Raw genomic sequence first — 20,717 nt, 5'->3', positions numbered from 1 at the left:
CTCCCGCACCGGATCCCTGCCCGCCGTAAACTCCCGCACCGAACCATCCGGACCCTTAACCGAGAACGACCCATCCGCCCCCCACGAATACACCGACCTCACAGACTCATCATTGCCCACCCACGCATAAATCTCCCGACCATCCGCCCCCACCAACACATGATTACCGTCCGTCGTCGCCACATACTGATCACCGCGATACGTGAACGTCGTCTCCACACCATCGGGCGAGACCTGGCGGATCGCGTTGCCGGACTCGTCGTCGTAGTAGACGGTCGACCCGTCCGGCTTGGTGACCTGCTGAACGGCCATCGACTAGCTCCTCACGAGACCTTGTCATCCGCGCTGGGGGGCGACAGGGCTGGCGCGGGCGCGGGCGCGACTCAGCCTGCCAGACGGTGATGGGGACGCGGCAGTGGCCGATTCGAGCGACCCCGCCGACCCGACGAACGGGACATGAACCATCGCCCGCACGCCGCCGTTTACACGGCCATGACCGCCACCACACCGCCCAGCCTCCCGCCGGTGAGGGGCCGTGGCACCCAACGGGTCGCCGCCCGGGGGTGGGGCAGCCACCGCACCATCACCGCCGCGCTGCGGGCGGCGTCCAGCGGCTCGGTGATCAGCGTGTCCCGGGGCGTCTACCACGAGAACGTCCTGATCGATCGGGACATCAGCATCGTGGCCGACCGCGAGCACGGCCCGGTGGAGCTGGTCTCGACCGACGGGCCGGCCCTGGTCAGCCGGGCAGGCGCGGCCGTGGTGCACGGCCTGACCGTGCGTGGGGCGGTGCACACCAGCGACGGTGCGTTGACGATGGTCGACTGTGACGTGTCGGGCGGCGAGGTGACGGCGGACGGGTGGGCCCGGCCGGTGCTGCGCGACTGCCGCCTCCACTCGACCACGGGTGCCGGGCTGCGGCTGCGCGGGGACGCCCAGGCCGAGGTGGTCGGCTGCGCCATCGAGGAAGTCGACGGCGACGCGGTCGTGGTCACCCAGTCGGCCTCGGCGACGCTGCGTCGCACGACGGTCATCCGCCCGTCCGGCAACGGGGTGGTGGTGTCGGACCGGGCCTCGGTCGAGCTCGACGAGTGCACGGTGACGCACACCGGCGGCGTGGGGGTGCACGCGCAGGAGCAGGCCCGGGTGACGCTGCGCGCGGGGCGGGTCAGCGACACCGCAGGCGACGGCATCCGGCTGGTCGGTGCGCCGCGCGACGCGGACTCCGCCGAGGCGCATCCGGCGGAGGCGGACGCGGGGACGTGCCAGGCCGAGGTGGACGACACCGTCGTCACCCGCAGCGGCGGCAACGGCCTGTCGGCGTACGGGGCGGCGCAGCTCACGGCGCGGCGCGTCAAGGTGGACGACTCGGCGCGCAGCGGCCTGTACGCGCAGTCGGGCGCGCGGGTGGTCCTGACCGGATGCGAGATCGGCACCACGGGCAGCACCGGGCTGGCGGTGCGGGACGCGCGCCTGGAGGCGGTCGAGTCCACGGTCGCCAAGGCCGGCGCGAACGGCATCTTCGCCGACGGTGACACCCGCGCCGTGCTGCGGCGCTGTGTGCTGCGCGACTCCTCGTTCAGCACCGTGCACCTGGCCGGTCACGCCGACGTCGAACTCGACGACTGCACGATCAACGGCACCCCGCAGCACGGGGTACGGGTCACCGGGCGGTCGTTCCTGCGGATGTCCGGCGGTGCCGTGAAGCGCGCCGAGATGACCGGGGTGCAGGTCGAGGAGGACGGCGACGCGACGGTGCGGCACACCACGATCGAGAACGTGGCCGTCGGGATCCGGGTGGAGAGCTCGCACCGGCCGCTCTTCGAGGACTGCACGGTCCGCTCCACGCCCCAGGCGGGCATGGAGGCCGGGCCGGGTTCCGGGCCGACCGTACGCGACAGCCGCTTCTCCGACAGCGGCGGCGCCGGGGTCTTCCTCGACCGGGACAGCGCGGCGACCCTGGAGGACTGCGTCATCCTCGATGCCGGCGGCAGCGGCCTGGTGGTGTGGGACGGCGCCCGACCGGTGGTGCGGACGCTGCGCGTGCGCAACTGCGGCAAGAACGGGGTCTACCTCGGCACGGGCAGCGCCGGCGTGCTGGACGACCTCACCGTCTCGGCGAGCCAGTTCCCCGCCCTGTTCCTGGGCGCGCAGGCCCGCCCCAAGATCCGGCGGTGCCACGTGGAGGACACCGACAGCGACCTGAACCTGGCCGAGGGCAGCGAGCCGACGTTCGTCGACTGCACCACCAGCAACGTGCGGTCGGTCAGCATGCCGACCACGCAGACGCCGACCCGCCGGGTGCTGGCCGCGCAACCGGGCGGCGCGCCGGCGGCGACCGAGGCCGGGCCAGGCTCCGAGGCGGAGGAGCGTCCGAATCTGGAGACCCTGCTGGCCCAGTTGGACGACCTCGTCGGGCTGACCCGCGTGAAGCACGACGTGGGCACCCTGGTCCGGCTGATGCAGATGGTGAAGCGGCGGCAGGAGGCGGGCCTGGCGCCACCGCCGCTCTCCCGCAACCTGGTCTTTGCCGGCAATCCGGGCACCGGGAAGACCACGATCGCCCGGGTCTACGGTCAGATCCTCAACGCGCTGGGCATGCTCACGCAGGGCCATCTGGTGGAGGTCGACCGGGGTTCCCTGGTGGGTGAGTACGTGGGCCACACGGCCCCGAAGACACAGGCCGCGTTCCGGCGGGCGATCGGCGGCGTGCTCTTCATCGACGAGGCGTACGCCCTGGTGCCCGACGGCCAGTCCAACGACTTCGGCCAGGAGGCCATTTCGACGCTGGTCAAGCTGATGGAGGACCACCGCGACCAGGTGGTGGTGATCGTCGCCGGGTACCCGGACGAGATGGTCCGCTTCGTCGCGACGAATCCGGGCCTGTCGTCCCGGTTCAACCGCACGCTGACCTTCGACGACTACGTCCCCGACGAGTTGGTCGACATCGTGGCGCACCACGCCGGCCAGCACGAGTACGAGCTGGCCGATGTCACCCGGCAGGCCCTGGCCACCTACTTCTCGTCCGCTGACGAGGCGGCCAGGTCCGGCAACGGCCGGTTCGCCCGCCAGGTCTTCCAGGAGATGACCGAGCGGCACGCCTACCGCATCGCCGACGACGACGACCCGACCAGGGAGCAGCTGAGCACCCTGCTCCCCGCCGACGTGCCGGAGCAAGCTCAGCCGCGGGAGCAGTGAGACGGCGACCGTAGGGCCGAAAAGACCGAGGAAGACCACCGAGCCGAGAGGAATGTCCAGTGGCTGAAGCGGACACGACCAAACTGACGGACGTCACCCCGCCGAGGGTGGCGATGAACCCTTGGTCGCACCAGCTCAACGGCGAACTGAAGGGCGTGACAGATAAGGAGAAGCCAAGCGACGATTCCTCGCCGGATGTCAACGTCCCCGACGTGCCGGAGATCTCGGTGGCACTCTCATCCCTCGTCGATGCGCAGACGGCCGTCCTGGGGCCCTTGAGAACAGCGGTGGACTCGTACGAAGAGCTGAGGAAATCGTTCAACGCATGCAAGGAATGGATCTTCACCAAGGAGAACGATCGCCCTCTCGGTAGGACCGAGCAGCGGGTCAGCGCGGGTATGGGAGACGGGAGGGGCCTTGGTGGTCTCGAGAACGACAAACAGATCGTCGAGCACGAAAAGCTGAAGGAGATGGCGCCGGAGCTGAGGGCCGGGGTCGACAACGGGTTGCTGGCCATCGCGGACACGTTGTACCTGGTCGGTGAGTTCATCAATATGTTGAACACCGCGGCGCAGATGTACACCAACGCCGACCAGGAATCCTTCGTGCCCACGGAGTGACCGCTCGGCGCTCGGTCGGTCAGCGCTCCTCGCGCCCCCGGACGCCCGGCGTGAACCCGCGCTCGATGAGTTGCTCCCGCAGCGCCCGCAGGGCGTAGAAGGTCCGTGACTTCACGGTGCCGGGCGGCACGTCCAGCGCCTGTGCCGCCTCGGCGATCGAGTACTCCTGGAAGTAGACGGCCACCAGCGCCGTACGCAGCCGCTCGGGGAGGGCGGCCAGCGCCGCGCGCACCTCGCGGGCGTCGAGCAGCCGGTCGATCTCGTCGTCGGAACGGGAAAAGGACTCCATCCGCTCGTCCGAGGTCTCGGCGGGTCGCGCCTGCGCGGCCCGGACCTGGTCGATGGCGATACGCCGGGCGACCGTGAAGAGCCAGGCGCGGCTCCACCGGCCGTCCGCGGACTGGGCCTCGGGGTGCTTCCAGGCGCGCAGCAGGGTCTCCTGCACGATGTCCTCCGCCCGGTGCCGGTCGCCGTTGGTCAACCGCAGCAGGTAGCTCAGGAGGACGGGGGCGTGCGACTGGTACAGGTGACGCAGCGCCCCGTCATCTTCCTGGGGCTGATGTCCCCCGCCGTGCGGGGGTTGTCCCACGACCGTGCCCATGGCCTGCACTACGTGGGAGTACCCCTCAAGGTTCACATCGCCTGACACCCGGAAGAGGATAGTGATCGTCCCTGGGAGGCCCGGGGGCCGCACGCCGAAGCGAAATATCCCTCTTTAATGATTCAAAGACGGCTTTCTAGGTGCTTTGCGATAGTGCACGCCACCCGAAGACGATCATTCATCGTGGCTGACTGATGGACTACGGCCGCCACCAGGCACGTCGGGCTCGGTTATTGTGGCGCCGTTCAGTGAACCGGACACGGGTTTCGCCCGTCGTGCAACCGACGGCACACGCACATGGGGAGAGCGATCCGTGAAGGAAACCGCGTTGCTCGGCCGGCTGGCCGCGTCCGCCAGGACAGTCACTCGTTCGATGACCGGCCCGACCCGGGGCCGGAGTCGCCTGCGCCGCACCGACCTGGTCCTGTCCATGGTGCTGGTGTCGGCGGTGGCCACGGTGGGCTTCCTGCAACTCGCCCCGGCGCAGGCGGACAACGAGCGGCTGGTCGGCAAGCCGGTCCCGGCCGCCGACCTCTCCACCATCCAGAGCGCCGCGCTCTCCTGCCCCGCGCTGACCGGTCCGCGCCTGGCCGCGCAGGTCATGGCCGCCAGCGGTTTCGACTCCGGCACCGCCCGCGCGGCCGGCGGGGTCCGGGGCCTGGCCGGCCTCGACGACACCACCTGGCGCAGGTGGGAGCCGTGGCCGAAGGCGCAGCTGACCGATCGCCGCGCCAACGTCGTCGCCCTCGCCCACCAGACCTGCGAGATGGTCGGTCAGCTCCGGGTCGCCGGGGTCACCGGTGACCCCTGGCGCACCGCCGTCGCCGCCACCCGCGCCGGGTTGCAGGCGGTGCTCGACGTCAAGGCCGTGCCGGCCAGCGCCCAGAACTACGTCGACACCGTCTCCGCGTACGCCGAGTGGTATGCCCGGCAGCCCCAGTTCGGTGGCCTCGACGACGCCGGCACCCCGTCGTCCGACCGCCCGCTGGCCGCCGCGGCGGCCGACGCCAAGCCGCTGCCCGAGCAGTACGTCGCCGACGTTATCCGGGCCGGCCTCATCTGCGCCGCCGTCACCCCGGCACGGGTGGCCGCCCAACTGATGGCCGCCTCCGGCTTCGACCCGAACATGCGCTCCGCCAACGGCGCCCAGGGCATCGCCCAGTTCCTCCCCGAGACCTGGGGGCAGTACGCCGCCGCAGGCAACTCCCGCGACGCCTCGCCCTGGGACCCGAAGGCCGCCATCCCCATGCTCGGCACCGTCATGTGCGACCTCTCCGGGCAGCTCGCCGGGCTGACCGCCGGCGACCCGTACACCCTCGGCCTGGCCGCGTTCCAATGGGGCACCGCCGCCGTCCGCGCGGCCGGCGGCGCGCCCCCGACGCTGCAGCGCGACACCGCCCGCGTGCTGGCCTACGCGGAGTACTACGCCAAGGACAAGCGACTCAGCGGCAAGCCCGCGCCGACCCCCTCGACTTCGGCCTCGGCCTCGAAGTCGCCCTCGCCGTCGCCCAGCCCGTCGGCCGTCGCCCCGTCGTCGCCCACCGCCAAGCCGAGCCCGGCGAAGCCCAAGCCCCCCGCGCCGACCAGCTACACCTTCGAGTCCGGGACGATGGGCTGGAAGGCCGGCCAGAACACCGGTGTGGTCCGGCGGGTCACCACGTTCGAGAACCGCCCGGGCACCTGCTTCTCCGGTGGCTGCCTGGAGGCCGTCGGCCACTTCATCTCCAGCACCGACCCGCGCAGCGTCTACGTCGCGCCGGAGACCCCGATCGACATGTCCAAGAACTCCCTGTTCAAGGTGAAGTTCAACAGCTTCGGCGGGGTGCAGGGCGCGACCGGCTACCGGGCGAGCGTCGCGCTGACCGGCAGCGACGGCAGCCGGGTGATCGCCACCCTCACTCCCCCGGCGGACACCTGGACGACCCTGTCGGTGAGCCTGAAGAACTGGTCCTCGGTGAAGTCGGTGACCCGCATCGAGGTCACCTTCCAGGCCGTCGGCACCTCCTACCCGGGCTGGACCGGAAACTTCCAGCTCGACAACGCCACGTGGTAGGAGTCGAGCGGTCGTGACCTCACCCAGACCAACGCCAAGGACCAACGGTGCTTCCTGACCAGATGAACGACGGCGTACGCCGGGCCGGCGCGACCGGCCCCGGCCACCGGCGTCGCCCGGTGACCGCGGCGGTGCTGGGGCTCGTCGCCGTCGTGGCGAGCCTCCTGCTGGCCGGGCTGCCCGCGGGGGCGGCACCCCCCGCCGAGTACGTGAAGTACTACACCGTCGCGGCGTCCTACCAGGGCGCCCCGGAGACGCTCGGCGGCATCGCCAAGCGGTTCCTGGGCACCGCGGACCGCTCGGTGGAGATCTTCACCCTGAACGTGGGACGCACCCAGCTCGACGGCCGCAAGCTCACCGACCCCAAGGTCCTGCGCCCCGGCTGGCATCTGGTGCTGCCGTGGGACGCGGTCGGCACCGGCCTGCTGTACGGGCTGCTGCCCCAGAAGGCCCCGAAGGCCCCGAAGCCGGCGGCCTCGGCCTCGGCCAAGCCCGACCAGCCGGCCCCCGCCCCGACGCCGGCGGCCGGCGCGGCGCCGAAGGCCGGCAACCCGGCGACGGTGCCCAGCGCCGCGCCCAAGCCCACCTACAAGAAGGGTCAGTGCGCCGCCGCGAGCACCTCCGACTCTCCGTCGAACTGGGCGGCCCTGCGGCTGGCACCCGAGCAGGCCTGGACGCACAGCCGGGGCAAGGGGCAGCTGGTGGCGATCGTGGACTCCGGCATCGACGGCAGCCTGGCGCAGCTGGCCGGGCGGGTGGCCCTCGGCTCGGACGTCGTCTCCGGCAGCGGCCGGGGCAACACCGACTGCCTGGGCACCGGCACCGGGATGGCGGGCATCATCGTGGCCAAGCCCACCGATGGCAGTGCGCTCTCCGGCCTCGCGCCGGAGGCCACCGTGATGCCGGTGCGGATCGTCACCACCAAGGCGAAGGCCCGGGTCTCCGACCAGGTGGCCGGCATCGAGGTCGCCACCTCGGCCGGCGCCACGGTCATCGCCCTCGGCTCGTACGTCAACACCGGCAACGCGGAGGTGGCGCAGGCCATCGCCACGGCCGTCAGCCGCAACGTGGTGGTGGTGTACGGCGCCCCCACCAAGGCCACCCCCGCCGGCCCGGAAATCGTCAAGGGCGGCGGCGGGCTGCTGCGGGTCGGCGGCGTCGGGGTGGGCGGCCAGCCGGCCGCCGCCTACCGGCCCGGCGCGGTCGACGTCGTCGCCCCCGGGCTGAACGTGACCACCCTCGGGGTGACCGGGACCGGGGTGCTGGCCGGCAACGGCACGCCCTACGCGGTGGCGTTCGCGGCCGCCCAGGCGGCCCTGGTCCGGTCCGCCTACCCGGGCCTCGACGCCGCCCAGGTCACCAACCGGTTGAAGGTGACCGCCGACAAGCTCTCCGACGCGGAGCCGGACAACCGCTACGGACACGGCATGATCAACCCGGCCGCCGCCCTCACCCGGGAGCTGGCCGAGGAACGCCAGCCGGTCATCCCGCCCGCCAAGCGCACGCTCGACGACGGCTCCACCCCCGGCGGCCGTACCCTGGCGCTGATCATCGTCGGCGTGGTCGGGCTGGTCGCGGCCGCGCTGCTGGCCCTGCGGGTGCGCCGGTTGGTCAGCCCGGACCAGGACGAACCCGCCGACGGCCCGACGGACCGGGGGCCCGACACCCGGACCGCCCCCGTCGGCGGCCCCCTGCCGGGGAGTCCGCCGCCCGCCGCCGGCAAGGTCGCCGGCAGCGTCGACACCCACCGGCCGGCACCCGGCACGCCGACGGCGGCCCCGGATCCGACCAGCGTGAGCGCCGCGCCTCGGCAGGCCACCCCCGCCGTACGCGAATAGGCAGGACGACGGCCGGGCCCGCAGCAGGGCCCGGCCGTCGTCCTGGTCTCGCCCGCCCCCGATGCGGCCCGGGGCTGCACACCGACGGCCCGCCCCGGCCCACCTCGATCGCCCACCCGGGTTGTGGTCGAATGGGGCCATGGCTGAGTTCCGCAGGGTCGAGCACGGGCCGCAGTTGCACCACCTGCTGCTGCGGCTGGCCGGCCACGCGCCGGCCGACGCGCTCGCGCAGGCGCGGGACGCGCTGGCGCAGGGGCGGACGGCCGACGTGGCCCGCACCGTCGGCGAGATCGCCGCCGCCGCCGGGCTCGCCCCCACCGCCGAGGACGTCGCCCTGCTCACGGCCGTGGACCCGGGATCCGTCGGCGTGCTTCCCGGCGCGCAGCCCGCCCCGTGGCCGACCCCGCCCTTCGAGTTCCGGCCCACGCTGGTCGACGAGTCGGTCTTCGCGCCGGAGGCGGCCCCGCCGCTGCTGGACCTGACCGACGCGGCGGGCGACTTCGTCGATCTGGTCACCGACCAGCTCGACCTCGCCGCCATCGAGGCGGTGCGGCGGGTGCCGGGCGCGACGGCGTTGTGGCGGGCCTGGCGCGTCGGCGGTCCCGACGCCGCAAGCAGCCCGCTCGCCCGGGTGTTCGTGCTGGCCACCGAGGTGCCCGCCGACGACCTTCCGGCGCTGACCGCGCTGGCGCAGGCGCAACTGCGCGCGGCGGGGGCGACCGAGACGCTGGTCGAGGCGTACGCGGCGGGCGACGAACTGCCCCCGTACCAGACGCAGGCGCGCGGGGGCGCCGCGCTGCTGTGGACGGCGGCCCCGGCGTACCCGATCGAGGTGGCCCGCGTCTTCGACGGCGTCGACCCGGCCGCCGGCCCGTGGTTCGACCCCGGGCACCCGCGCCTCGCCGGGGCGGACCGGGAGCGGATGGCGTCCTTCCTGGACGCCGGGCGGCCCGTGCTGACCACGACCCAGCTGATGGATGACGTCGTGGAGCGCTCGCGCGGCGCGGTGGTGCCGCTGTCGTACCGCACCGACGGGGCGTGGGTGTGGACCGACACGGTCACCTACTACCTGCGCACCCACGGGCTGGCCCCCGACCCGGGCCTGCTCGAGCACGCGCGGGCCCTCGGCTTCCGCCCTCCGCCCGTGGACGCGGTCGCCGAGCACCGGGTGCTGGCCGCGCTGTTCCGCCCGGCCGTGGCGGGCCCGCCCCGGGTGGGCTGAGCGCTCAGGCCGGTGGCTCGGCGGCGGGCTCGGGGCGTCGGCCTGCTCAGACCAGCGGCGCGAAGAAGAACGTGTCCCGGCGGGAGAAGGCCGGCTCGTCGTCGGCGAAGGTGAAGAAGTCCGCGAAGCGCAGGGCCACCTCGCGCCCGTCGTGCAGCACCCCGTGGAACTCGCCGTGCACCGCGATCTCGGCCCCCGAGCCGACCAGTGTGCGCAGCGTGTGCCGCCCCTGCCGGATGACGCGCTGCTCGCGGTAGAAGCGTTCCAGCGCCTCGCGACCGACGATCGGGGGGTAGCCGGGGCGGTGGTAGACGGCGTCGGCGGCGAAGAGACCGACGAGCGCCGGCACGTCGCCGCCGTCCACCAGTTCGTAGTAGCGGCGTACCCGCGACTGCCTGACGGCGGACGCCTGGTCGGAGCCGGTGCCTGGCATCGTTCCCCCTCGAGGAGGGCGAGTTGCTCGGCACCGGCGGTCGTCGCTCGCCCTCGGCGACCACCGGGGTCGGCTCAGGTGCCCGCCGTCAGCTCGCGCAGCGCGCGGTCCACGGCGACGAGTAGCTGTTCGGCCTGGTCGTGGCCCATCCCGTCGGCCCGGCGGAGCATGAGGACGTCCCAGGAGGAGTCGGGCTGGGGCACGGCGTGGATCAGCAGCTCCTCCGCAGTGGTCGGCTGCGGCACCCGCACCGACTCGACGGTCAGGCCGGCGGCGAGCTCACCCCGTGGCGGCGGCTGCTGGAGCACCGAGAAGACCTGGAACCAGGGATGCCGCTGCCGGTCCGGTCGCAGCACGCGGACCAGCTCGTCGAAGGGGAGCCGGCCGTGCGCCAGCGCACGGACGGTCGTGGCGGCCACCGCACCCAGCAGGTCGGCGGGGGGCAGGTCCCGCGCGCCCCGGATCGGAACGACCAGCGGGTTGACGAAGTACCCGACGATCGGGTCGAGCGCCGGGTCGAAGCGGCCGGTGGTGACGGTGCCGAGGGTCACGTCCGCGACGTCGAAGGTGCGGGCCAGCGCCCGCCCGGTCGCCGCCAGCAGCGCGCTCACCGGCGGCCCTCCGTGCGCGCGCGCCACCCGGTTCAGCCGGTCGACCCGCTCCGCGTCGACCGGGAGGACCGACTCGACCCGCCGCACCTCCTGCGCCCCGCCCGGGGCGGGCAGGAAGGCGGCCGGCACCCGGGCCAGCGCCTCCCGCCAGAAGGGCAGTTCCTCGGTACGCCAGCGGTCCAGCAGCCGCCGCTCCCACCGGCTGTAGTCGCCGTAGGCGAGGCCCGGCGCGAAGGCGGGGGCCTCGCCGGTGCGCCGCGCCCGGTAGGCCACTGCCAGGTCCCGAATCAGGATCGCCTCGGACCAGCCGTCGAAGGCGATGTGGTGGATCTGCAGGCAGAGCAGGTGCCGCCGGTCGTCCAGCCGGCCGAGCCGCGCCCGGATCGGCAGCTCCTCGTCGAGCAGGAACGGCGTCCGCCACCACTGCTCGGTCAGCAGGGCCGCCGTGGCGGCGGGGTCGTCGCCGGCCGGGGCCGCCACCTGTTCCAGCGTCAGCGCCACCTCGTCGTCGGGCAGGACCCGCTGCTCCGGGGTCTCGCCCACCCACGGGTAGACGGTGCGCAGGGCCCGGTGGCGCAGCACCACGTCGCGCAGCGCCGCCGCCAGGGCGTCGACGTCCAGCGGGCCGGTCAGCAGGTAGGCCTGCACGAGGAGGTTGTCGGCACCGCCGGGGGTGGCCAGCTCGGCCATCCAGAACCGCATCTGGGCGTGGGTCAGGGGCACCGGGCCGGACGTCGGACCGTCCGCCACGGGCATGGTCGGCTCCACGGCGGGGAACTCCCGCCGGGCGGCCAGCAACCCCTCGACGGTACGCAGCCGGTAGACGTCGGCGACGGTGACCCGGGCCCCCCAGTCCGCGCCGACCCGCGCGGCGAGGCGGATCGCGTCGAGGGAGGTCACGCCGGCTTCCAGGTAGTCGTCGGTGGCGGCCAGCAGGGGCAGGCCGAGCACGTCCCGCGCGACGGCCAGCAGCCCCGCCAGCGCCGGATCGGCGGCGTCCGGATCGGCGGCAGGGCCCCTGGCGGCCGGGCTGGCGGCCGGGCGTCGGGCGTCGGCGGCGGGGCCCCGGGCGGCCGGGTGTCGGGCGTCGGCGGCGGGGCCCCGGGCGGCCGGGTGTCGGGCGTCGGCGGCCTCGGCCAGCAGGTGCGCGGCCCGGGACAGGTCGACCTTGCCGTTGGCGTTGAGCGGCAACCGGGGCACGTGCCGCAGCACCGTCGGCACCATGGCCGGCAGCAGGGTGCGGGCCGCCGTGGCGCGGAGCTCCGCCGCGTCGACGGGTCGACCGTCCACGGTGGTGTAGAGGCAGCCGAGCTCCGGCCGTCCGGCCGTGCGTTCCAGCCGCAGCGCGCGGCAGGAGGCGATCCGCGGGTCGGCCTCGATCGCGGCCTCGATCTCGCCGGGCTCCATCCGGAGACCGTTGATCTTGAACTGGCGGTCGGCGCGTCCCCGGTACCGCAGGTTCCCCTCGTCGTCGGCGGCGGCCAGGTCGCCGGTGCGGTAGTGGCGCACACCGTCGATGGTGACGAAGCAGCGCCGGGTCTCCTCGGGGTCGCCGAGGTAGCCGGCGGCCAGGCCGTCGCCCGCGACGGCCACCTCACCGACCCGGCCGGCCTGCACCGGCCGCCCCTGCGGGTCGAGCAGCCGCACGGCGGTACGCGGAACGGGCCGGCCGATCGGGATCTCGGTGCTCGCCTCGGCGACGTCCACCGGCCGGACCACATGGGTGGTGGTGAAGATCGTGCTCTCCGCCGGGCCGTACCCGTTGACCAGGTGCAGCCCGGGGAAGCGGTCGAGCACCCGGCGCGCGTGCGCCACCGAGACCCGCTCCCCGCCCACCAGCAGCAGCCGGAGCCGGCCGAAGAGCTCGGGGGCCTCCTCGACCAGGACGTTGAACAGCGAACTGGTCAGCCACATGCTGTCCACGCCCCGGGCCAGCACCCCGCGCAGCCCCTCGGTGTCCAGCGCCTGCACCCCCCGGCCCAGCAGCAGGCAGCGCCCGCCGTTGAGCAGGGGCGCCCAGAGCTCCAGCGACAGCCCGTCCCACGGCAGCGGGGCGGCCTGGAGGAAGGTCGTCTCCCGGCTCAGCGGGATGGTCGGACAGCCGACCAGGGTGCGGATCGGCCCCCGGTGCGGGGAGACCACGCCCTTCGGCCGGCCCGTCGAGCCCGAGGTGTAGAACACGCAGGCCGCTGCCCGGCCGTCCCGCCCGGCCGCCCCGTCGCCGCCGCCCGGCGGGACCGGCGTGGCCAGCAGCGCGTCGGGGCGCACCTGGCGTACCCCCGGGGTGGGGTCGTGGGCCGGGCGGTCGGTGACGAGCAGCCGGCTGCCGGCCCGGCGGAGCACGTCGTCGACCCGCTCGCGGGGCCACGCCGGGTCCAGGGCGATGTACGCGGCCCCGGCGGTGAGGACCCCCAGCAGCACCGCGACCAGCTCCGGCGAGCGGTCGAGCAGCACCGGGACGAAGTCGCCCTCCCCGACGCCGTGCCCCCGCAGCCCGGCGGCCACCGCGGCGGCCGCCGCGCCCAACTCGGCGTAGCTGAGCGTGCGCTCGTCCTGCTGCACCGCGACGGCGTCGGGGGTCAGCCGGGCGTGGTGGCCCACGACCCGCTCGATGCGCTCGCCGAAGACGTACGGGGAGTCCGTGGCGCCCGCCGTGGGCGAGGTCGCTGCGGTGGTCACCGCGCGACGCGGGTCGGGTCGAGGACGCGGGAGAGGAACGAGCGGGTCCGTTCGTGGCGCGGCGCACCCAGCACCTGCTCCGGCGGCCCCTGCTCGACCACCACGCCGCCGTCCATGAAGACGACCCGGTCGGCGACGTCGCGGGCGAACGCCATCTCGTGGGTGACCACCATCATCGTCATGCCGTCCTCGGCCAGCGCGCGCATGACGGTGAGCACGTCGCCGACCAGCTCCGGGTCGAGCGCGGAGGTCGGCTCGTCGAAGAGCATCAGCTTCGGCTCCATGGACAGCGACCGGGCGATCGCCGCCCGCTGCTGCTGCCCGCCGGAGAGCTGCGCCGGGAACGCGTCGGCCTTGTCGGTCAGGCCGACCCGCTCCAGGTTCTTCCGGCCGATCCGCTCGGCCTCGGCCCGGCCGCGCCGCAGCACCTTGCGCTGGGCGATGGTGAGGTTGCCCAGCACGGTCAGGTGCGGGAAGAGGTTGAACGACTGGAAGACCATGCCGATGCCGCGCCGCGCCGCGTCGATCTCGACGTCCGGGTCGGTCATCTCGATGCCGTTCACCCAGATCGTGCCGGCGGTCGGCTCCTCCAGCAGGTCGACGCAGCGCAGCAGCGTGGACTTGCCCGACCCGGACGGCCCGATGACGCAGACCACCTCGCCCTCGCCGACCTCGAAGTCGATGCCCTTGAGCACCTCCAGCGGCCCGAAGGACTTGTGCAGGTCGCGGATCTCCACGGCGGGGCGGGGCGGGATGGCGGTCGTCATGCGGGTCACCGAGCCTTGGCGTAGCGGAGTTCGAGGCGTCGTACCACCTGGGACAGGGGCAGGGTGATGATCAGGTAGGCGAGGCCGGCCACCAGCAGCGGGGTGACGTTGACCCGGTCGTTGAGCAGGTCCCGGCCGAACTTGGTGACCTCGATGCTCTGCGCGGTCACGCCCAGCACGTACGCCAGCGACGAGTCCTTGGTGAGCAGGATGAGCTCGTTGGTCAGCGGCGGGATCACGATCCGGAACGCCTGCGGAATCACGATCGTGCGCAGCGCGGTGGAGTGCGACATGCCGAGGGTGCGCGCCGCCTCCAGCTGCCCCTTCGGCACGGCCTGGATGCCGGCCCGGATGGTCTCGGCCATGTAGGCCGCGGCGGTCAGCCCCAGGCCGATCGCGATCGACCCGAACACCCCGCCCGGGATCTCCCGCTCTGGGAAGGCGATGGGGATGCCGTACCCGACGAGGAAGAGCACCAGCAGGGCCGGCAGACCCCGAAAGAGCTCGATGTACGCCGTCGCGACCCAGCGGTACGGGGCGACCCGGGAGAGCCGCATCAGCGCCAGCACGGTGCCGAAGACCAGCCCGAAGGCGAACGCGCCCAGCGTGTAGAGGACCGTGTTGCGCAGCGCGACCGTGATGATCGTCGGGAACATCGACTTGATGATGTCGACGCGGAAGAACGCCTCGCGCAGCCGGCCCCAGTCCGCGGCGTAGGCCACCGCGGCGACGACGGCGACGAAGGCCAGGTATTGGAGCCCGAGAGACAGCCGCTCTCGCTGGCGGCGGCGCAGCTTCACGTGGATCGCTCCTTGCCTTTCCGGAAGGTGCCTACGGGCAGGGCGCGCCCGAGGCACGCCCTGCCGCCGTGGGCTCGGATCACGCGCTCGGCCGCTTGCCGATCCACTTCTCGTAGATCGTGTCGTAGCTGCCGTCCTGCCGGGCCTTCGCCAGCACCTCGTTGATCTTCTTGAGCAGCTCCGGGTTGCCGTCCTTCTTCACGGAGAAGCCGTACTGCTCGCCGGTGTCGAACTCGGCCGCGACCACGAAGCCGCCCGGGTTCTTCCTGAGGTACTCGGTCCAGACCGGCAGGTCGTTGACGGCGGCCTCGACCTGGCCGTTGGCCACCGCCTGCTGCAACGCGGCGAGGTCCTCGAACTCGACCAGCCGCAGGTCCTTCTCCTTCTCGAACTTGCGGGCGTAGTCCCGGCCCGTGGTGGCCGCCTGGACGCCGAGCTTCCTGCCCCGCAGGTCGTCCAGCGACTTGTACGGCTTGCCGGCCTTGACGAGCAGCGCCTGGGTCGCGTCGAAGTACGGAGCGGAGAAGTTCATGACCTTCTGCCGTTCCTCGGTGATCGTCATGCCGGCGGCGGCGGCGTCGCACTTGCCGGTGTTCAGGTCCTGACCGGACTTGATCCCCTCGAACGGGGTGTCGACGATCTCCTGGGTGACGCCCAACTCCTTGGCGACCAGGTCCATCAGCTCGACGTCGAAGCCGGTGACCTTGCCGGCGGCGTCCTTGGACTGGAACGGCGGGTACGGCAGGTGGGTGCAGACGGTCAGCTTGCCCTGCTGGATCAGCCGGACCCCGTTGGCCTGGACCTCGCTGTCGTCCTCCTTGGCGCATCCCGCGCCGAACGCCAGGGCGGCGATCGTCACGATGAGGCCGGCGTTGCGGGCTGCGCTGTGGAACCTCACGGTTCTGTCCCTCCGGTTCGGCTCCCGCGGTCGACGGACAGCCAGCTTGGTACAACAGGTATGCCAGGGGAGGCTACCTGGTTTTCCGAGCCGTACTCACAATCATGCCAGGTCATCGCGCCGACGCGGCCACCCGGACCGTCGATGGGGCCCGCCACCGAACCAGCAGTGCGGCCGGACCGTCTTGACACGAAAGCCGAGGCCAGCGATGGTCCTAAGCATTGAGGGCGAGGCGGCTGTGAAAAAGGAAGCTGATCCACTGGTCGAGCAGTGGAAAGACCTGGTGCGTCCACGCGCCATCCACGGTCATCGCCGGAGGAAGGCCCCTCCCCGACCGCTGGTCGTAGCGACTCTTGTCGTGATGATCGTGACGATCGCGGCGGTGACGTTCGCCGGTGGACGGCCACCCAGCGACGACGCCCTCCCGTTGTCCGGTGCGGCGTCGCAGGCACCCGCCGAGCCGGTGCCCATGACGATCGCCGGGCAGACCCCGCAGAGCGGCATGACCGCGACGCCTCGGGCAACGCAGACGGCCAGCCCCTCGGCATCGCCGACGCCATCGACGCCATCGACGCCACGGCCACCGTCGAAACCGCCCGCCTCGCGGCAGGCGCCCGAGCCGAGTCGAGGAGCGGGGGCGGCACCGCACACGACCGCGCCGCCGGCCAAGTTCGTGCCCCTGCGCATCGAGGCCGAAGCTCCGGCCACCCTGCTGACCGGCAACGCCGCCCCCGTTTCGTGTGGCACCTGCTCCGGCGGCGCCCGCGTCCGGTTCATCGACTTCACCTCGAGCGTCGTCTTCGTGGCGAACCTGCCCACTGCCGGCCTGCGGACGGTGCGCGTCACCTACGAGACCGGCGAATTGCGCCAGATCAAAGTCAAGGCGAACGGGGCGTTGGTCGTCACGCGGTGGCTCGAGGGAAGCAACTGGGAGGCGCCGCGCTCGTTCACGTTCACCACGACGCTGCCGGCCGGCCCGCTGCGGCTGACGATCTACAACGACCAGAATCCCTCGCCCGACGTCGACCAGGTGGTCATCAGCTGACGCCCTGGGCCGCCGCGCCACGCCGCGCCGCAGCCCGCTGGCCATAGACCCGACCAATCCCCAAACAACGGATCGTCCACGTCACTCCCATGGGGATCACGACGAGCAGTCGGGGCTGGTCACGGCAGCCAGGTGCGCTTTCCCGACAACCGCGAAGATCATTGTCTGGGCGGCACCCCAACTCATTCCTGACGCGACTTGCACGCGCCTGAAGACCACTTTCCGGTACCGTATCATCGCAATCGACGGCTTCCGTGACCTCCGTCGCGGCACCGAGCCGAAGCCGATGTACGGGAGGATTCGTATGCGAGCTAGTGGCACCTTCAGTGTGAAGAGCTTCGTCCCGACGAACGTGACGCCCGACCCTCCGATCACGACCGCCCTGCCCGTCGGCATCTCGCTGATGGAGAAGCAGTACGAGGGTGAGGTCACCGGGCGCTCGGCCACCCTGTTCACGTCCGCGTTCGACCAGTCGTCCGGCGCCGGTACCTACTTCGCCATGGAATCGTTCGAGGGCAGCCTCGCCGGCAAGTCGGGCAGCTTCAACTTCATCCACTCGGCGGCGACGACCGGCAGCGACCGCACCGACGAGTTCGTCACGATCGTCGCCAACAGCGGCACCGCCGAATTGACCGGCATCACCGGCACCGGCCAGGTGACCGTGGACGAGGACGGCACGCACCGCGTCTCGTTCGAGTACGACCTGCCGTAACCGCGCTCCGGCCGCCGGACACGCCCGGGGCCTTCGGGTCGCGGTGGAAGCATGGGGTCGGCCCGGGGCCACGCTGCCCCGGGCCGACCCCACGCCACCGCTCACCCGGTCGCCGGCAGGCGATACTCGAAGGCGAACTCGTGCCGCCCGTCGACGACGGTGATCGACATGCTGCCGGTGATGCCCGTCAGCTCACCGGTGCCGGTGTCGGGCACGACCAGGACCTCGAGGGTGGCGTCGCCCCGGTCCATCAGCCCCGTGTGCCGCAGCACGAAGCTGCCCGAGCGGCCGCCCACCGAGCCGACGACCCGCTCCACGCCGACGTACGCGGCCGAGCCGGGCACCGGCGACACCGCCTTGATCACGTCGACGCGGCTGGTGCCCTCGATGCCGCCCCGGAACACCTTCTGCCCGGTGCCGTGCAGCAGGCGGCCGCCGTCGCCCTCGTCGTAGGGGCGGTCCTCGGAGGTGATCTCGAAGGTGCCGGTGACGCGCTCGGCCATGCGTGACTCCTTGTCAACGGGGGCGGTGGCCATGTCAGCGGGCCGCCGCCAGCAGCGCCTGCAATTGTGGCGTGTAGAGCTCGGTGGGGGACCGCATCCCCGCCACCGCGTCGAAGTAGAGCTGCGTCAGCTCCGGGCTGTGCCCGATAGCGGCCAGCAGGCCCTTGCGCTGTAGCCGGGCCGCCGCCTGCGCCACCAGCAGCGTGCCCTGGTACGACTCGGTCAGCAGCCGGTCGCGCTCCTGCTCGAACGAGGCCAGTGCCGCGTCGAGGGCGCCCGGGTCGGCCAGCGCCGGCACCACCCGCTCCGCCAGCAACTCCGCCTGGAGGAACGCGTCGCCGATGCCGCGCGCGGTCAGCGAGTCCTTGTGGTGCCCGGCGTCGCCGACCAGCGCCCAGCCGGGGCCGTGCGCGCGGCGGAAGAAGTTCTGCTGGTCGCCGGTGCCCTGGATGGGCTCCAACTGGGTCGCGCCGCTCATCCGCTCGAGGAGCCCGGGCGCGTTGGTCCGCACGTTGTCCAGGTAGTAGCGCTGGGCGTCGTGGCGGACCTCCTCGAAGCGCTCCATCGGGTAGTACGCCGAGACGAGCACCGCGTCGTTGGTCGGCACCGCCGACACCCAGCCGGTGGGCCCCTCGAAGAGCTCGAAGTCGGCCGGGAACCGACTCCAGATCGCGTAGTACGCGCAGGTCAGCTTCGGGTGCTCGATCAGCTTCGGGGCCCCGACCAGGTCGGCGACCTGCGAGCGCATGCCGTCCGCGCCGACCACGAGGCGGGCCCGCACGCGGACGGGCTCGCCGCCGGGGTCGTTGGCGTCGCGGTACTCCACGCCCGTGACGCGGTCGCCCTCGCGCAGCAGCCCGGTCGCCCGGCAGCCCTCGCGCAGCTCCGCACCGGCCGCCACGGCGGCGTCGGCGAGGATGCGGTCGAGCACGAAGCGGCGTGGCGCGTACGCCGCCCGGGAGCCGTCGATCGGGCTCGCGCAGCCCTCCAGCCGTACGTCGTCGAGCTGGTACACGACGCGCTCCAACGGCGGGGCGCCGGAGCGGCGGACCGCGTCGAGCACGCCCCAGCGCCGCAGCAGCGCGACGCCCGGCTGCTGGATGTAGAGGGTGGAGAGCTTGTCCGCCGCCAGGCTCCCGCGTTCGAGCAGCAGCACCCGCAGCCCCGCGCGGGCCAACAGCATGGCGGTCGGGGCACCCGCACAGCGAGCACCGACGACAACGACGTCATACATGGACACCTCCGGAGGCGATCGGGTCTTTCCCGTCGCGTAGAACGTTCTTCAGGACCTTTCCGGTGATCCCCCGGGGCAGCCGCTCGTGCCGCTCGACGTGCCACTGCGGCGCCCCGGCGGGCATCCGCTCGCGCAGCACCTCGGCGACCCCGCCGGGACCGTCGACGTCGTGCCCGGCGGCGGTGACCACGGCCACGCAGAGCCGGGGCGAGCCGTCGTCGGCCGGGTGCCCGTAGGCGGCGGCCTCCAGCACGCCCGGGTGTTCGTAGGCGGCGTGCTCGACCGCCAGCGTGGAGAGGACCCCGGCGGGGGTGTGCACCGCGTCGGCGGCCCGGTCGACCAGGTGCAGGGTGCCGTCGTCGGCGAGCCGGCCGAGGTCGCGGGTGCGGGTCCAGCCGTCGACGTGCACCTCGCGGTTGCGGCGCTCGTCGAGGTAGAGCCGCTTGGGGGCCGGGCAGCGCAGCCAGATCTCGCCCACCGCACCCGCCGGGGCCGCCGTGCCGTCGTCGGCCACGACGCGTACCTCGGTGCCGGGGCCGGGGCGGCCCACGCAGAGCGGTCGGGCCGGGTCGTAGCTGTTGAGCACCACCGCCGGCGCGGCCTCGCCCTGGGCGTAGGCGGTGCTGATGACCAGGCCCGGCATCATGGCGGCGAGCCGGCGGGCGACCGAGGGCGGCAGCGCCGCCGAGGCGATCGCCAGCCGGCGGACGGAGCCGAGGTCGTGCCGCTCGTGCACCCGGGCGTTGGCCAGCCGGATCGCCGTCCACGGCGTGATCATCAGCGACACGACGCCCAGCCGCGCCACCAGCTCCGCCATCAGCTCGACGTCGTCGACCGGGCAGATCGTCACGGTCGAGGTGGTGGTCAGCGAGAGCATGCCGACGGTGCTGGCGCTCGACGGCGTGCCCAGCGGCATCGGCGCCAGCAGCGGCGCACCGCCGTCGAACGAGGCCAGCGCCGCCGGGCCGCGCCCGTACGTCAGGGCGCCGTGCGGGTTGGTGAACGCCTTCGGCCGCCCGGTGGTGCCGGAGGTGTAGAGGATGTCGGCGATGTCGTGCGGGCCGACGGCGACGGCGGGGGCCGGCCCGGTGCCGGCCGCCGTGAGCCCGGCGACGGTGTGGCTGGCCGCCGTCTGCGGGGGGCGCACCCCCGCGCCGACGACGGCGTGCCGGGCCCCGCACTCGCGCAGGCGGTCGGTGAGGTCGGCGGGTTCGAGGGTGGCGGGCAGGTGCACGGCGGTCGCGCCGGTCTTGAGCACCGCCGCGTACGCGACGGCGTAGTCGACCCAGTCCATGCCGCCGAAGAGCAGCGCGATGCGGTCCCCTCGGCCCTGGCCGGCGGCGGCGAGCGCGGCGGCGACCCGGTCGGAGCGGCGGTCCCACTCGGCGTACGAGGGACCGGGTCGGCCGTTGACGGTGAAGGGCACCCGGTCGCCGTGCTCGCGGGCGCGTTGGCGCAGCAGGTCCGGCGCCATCGGAGAGTAGTCGGATGCATCCGGCATGA

Annotated in this window: 17 protein-coding genes; 7 read left to right on the top strand and 10 right to left on the bottom strand. The window is 73.1% G+C overall.

Annotated features, from left to right (window positions below):
* The coding region (locus tag ACLQ2V_RS16855) for a hypothetical protein (RefSeq protein ID WP_425719425.1) at window positions 1–312 on the bottom strand (312 nt) is incomplete at its 3' end.
* A gap of 213 nt (window positions 313–525) precedes the next feature.
* On the opposite strand from ACLQ2V_RS16855, the gene ACLQ2V_RS16850 reads away from it, so the two are divergent.
* Window positions 526–3,198 carry a right-handed parallel beta-helix repeat-containing protein gene (locus ACLQ2V_RS16850; RefSeq protein ID WP_425719424.1) on the top strand — a complete coding sequence of 891 codons (2,673 nt, stop codon included), beginning with the start codon at window positions 526–528 and terminating at the stop codon, window positions 3,196–3,198.
* A 59-nt stretch (window positions 3,199–3,257) separates the two neighbouring features.
* The gene (locus tag ACLQ2V_RS16845) at window positions 3,258–3,818 is read left to right on the top strand and encodes a hypothetical protein (RefSeq protein WP_425719423.1); all 561 of its coding nucleotides are present in this window, start codon (window positions 3,258–3,260) and stop codon (window positions 3,816–3,818) included.
* Window positions 3,819–3,837: 19 nt separating this feature from the next.
* On the opposite strand, the gene ACLQ2V_RS16840 is transcribed toward ACLQ2V_RS16845, so the two are convergent.
* The gene (locus tag ACLQ2V_RS16840) at window positions 3,838–4,467 is read right to left on the bottom strand and encodes a sigma-70 family RNA polymerase sigma factor (protein ID WP_425719422.1); all 630 of its coding nucleotides are present in this window, start codon (window positions 4,465–4,467) and stop codon (window positions 3,838–3,840) included.
* A 325-nt stretch (window positions 4,468–4,792) separates the two neighbouring features.
* Between ACLQ2V_RS16840 and ACLQ2V_RS16835 the strand changes: the two genes are divergently transcribed.
* From ACLQ2V_RS16835 to ACLQ2V_RS16825, 3 genes are all read left to right on the top strand, one after another.
* A complete protein-coding gene (locus ACLQ2V_RS16835; protein WP_425719421.1) occupies window positions 4,793–6,472 on the top strand; it encodes a transglycosylase SLT domain-containing protein in 1,680 nt (559 codons plus the stop codon).
* A gap of 47 nt (window positions 6,473–6,519) precedes the next feature.
* Window positions 6,520–8,310, top strand: a complete 1,791-nt coding sequence (locus tag ACLQ2V_RS16830) for a S8 family serine peptidase (protein WP_425719420.1) — start codon at window positions 6,520–6,522, stop codon at window positions 8,308–8,310.
* A gap of 139 nt (window positions 8,311–8,449) precedes the next feature.
* Window positions 8,450–9,532 (top strand): hypothetical protein, encoded by a 1,083-nt coding sequence (locus ACLQ2V_RS16825; protein ID WP_425719419.1) that lies wholly within the window; start codon window positions 8,450–8,452, stop codon window positions 9,530–9,532.
* 46 nt (window positions 9,533–9,578) lie between these two features.
* On the opposite strand, the gene ACLQ2V_RS16820 is transcribed toward ACLQ2V_RS16825, so the two are convergent.
* The 5 genes from ACLQ2V_RS16820 to ACLQ2V_RS16800 form a co-directional block, all read right to left on the bottom strand.
* Window positions 9,579–9,965 carry a nuclear transport factor 2 family protein gene (locus ACLQ2V_RS16820; RefSeq protein ID WP_425719418.1) on the bottom strand — a complete coding sequence of 129 codons (387 nt, stop codon included), beginning with the start codon at window positions 9,963–9,965 and terminating at the stop codon, window positions 9,579–9,581.
* A 74-nt stretch (window positions 9,966–10,039) separates the two neighbouring features.
* Window positions 10,040–13,255 carry an amino acid adenylation domain-containing protein gene (locus tag ACLQ2V_RS16815; RefSeq protein WP_425719417.1) on the bottom strand — a complete coding sequence of 1,072 codons (3,216 nt, stop codon included), beginning with the start codon at window positions 13,253–13,255 and terminating at the stop codon, window positions 10,040–10,042.
* On the bottom strand, window positions 13,252–14,022 hold the full coding sequence (locus ACLQ2V_RS16810) for an amino acid ABC transporter ATP-binding protein (protein ID WP_425719416.1): 771 nt from the start codon (window positions 14,020–14,022) through the stop codon (window positions 13,252–13,254). Before ACLQ2V_RS16810 ends, ACLQ2V_RS16815 begins: the two co-directional genes overlap by 4 nt.
* A 5-nt stretch (window positions 14,023–14,027) precedes the next feature.
* Window positions 14,028–14,822 (bottom strand): amino acid ABC transporter permease, encoded by a 795-nt coding sequence (locus ACLQ2V_RS16805; RefSeq protein ID WP_425719415.1) that lies wholly within the window; start codon window positions 14,820–14,822, stop codon window positions 14,028–14,030.
* A 79-nt stretch (window positions 14,823–14,901) separates the two neighbouring features.
* Entirely contained in the window at window positions 14,902–15,720 is an 819-nt protein-coding gene (locus ACLQ2V_RS16800; RefSeq protein ID WP_425719414.1) for a basic amino acid ABC transporter substrate-binding protein, read from the bottom strand.
* 361 nt (window positions 15,721–16,081) lie between these two features.
* On the opposite strand from ACLQ2V_RS16800, the gene ACLQ2V_RS16795 reads away from it, so the two are divergent.
* A complete protein-coding gene (locus tag ACLQ2V_RS16795; RefSeq protein ID WP_425719413.1) occupies window positions 16,082–16,765 on the top strand; it encodes a hypothetical protein in 684 nt (227 codons plus the stop codon).
* Between the two features lie 304 nt (window positions 16,766–17,069).
* Entirely contained in the window at window positions 17,070–17,477 is a 408-nt protein-coding gene (locus tag ACLQ2V_RS16790; protein WP_425719412.1) for a DUF3224 domain-containing protein, read from the top strand.
* Between the two features lie 101 nt (window positions 17,478–17,578).
* Here the strand turns inward: ACLQ2V_RS16790 and ACLQ2V_RS16785 are convergent, their stop codons facing one another.
* From ACLQ2V_RS16785 to ACLQ2V_RS16775, 3 genes are read right to left on the bottom strand one after another with little or no spacing between them, the layout of a single operon-like run.
* A complete protein-coding gene (locus tag ACLQ2V_RS16785; RefSeq protein ID WP_425719411.1) occupies window positions 17,579–17,980 on the bottom strand; it encodes a DUF3224 domain-containing protein in 402 nt (133 codons plus the stop codon).
* Between the two features lie 34 nt (window positions 17,981–18,014).
* Complete coding sequence (locus ACLQ2V_RS16780) at window positions 18,015–19,214, bottom strand: NAD(P)/FAD-dependent oxidoreductase (RefSeq protein WP_425719410.1); 1,200 nt, start codon at window positions 19,212–19,214, stop codon at window positions 18,015–18,017.
* Entirely contained in the window at window positions 19,207–20,715 is a 1,509-nt protein-coding gene (locus ACLQ2V_RS16775) for a class I adenylate-forming enzyme family protein (protein WP_425719409.1), read from the bottom strand. The genes ACLQ2V_RS16780 and ACLQ2V_RS16775 overlap by 8 nt, the downstream gene beginning before the upstream one ends.
* Between the last annotated feature and the right edge of the window lie 2 nt (window positions 20,716–20,717).

It is taken from the genome of Micromonospora sp. DT233 (assembly GCF_049841815.1).
Taxonomy (GTDB): domain Bacteria; phylum Actinomycetota; class Actinomycetes; order Mycobacteriales; family Micromonosporaceae; genus Micromonospora.
This window is presented reverse-complemented; position numbering and strand designations above follow the sequence as displayed.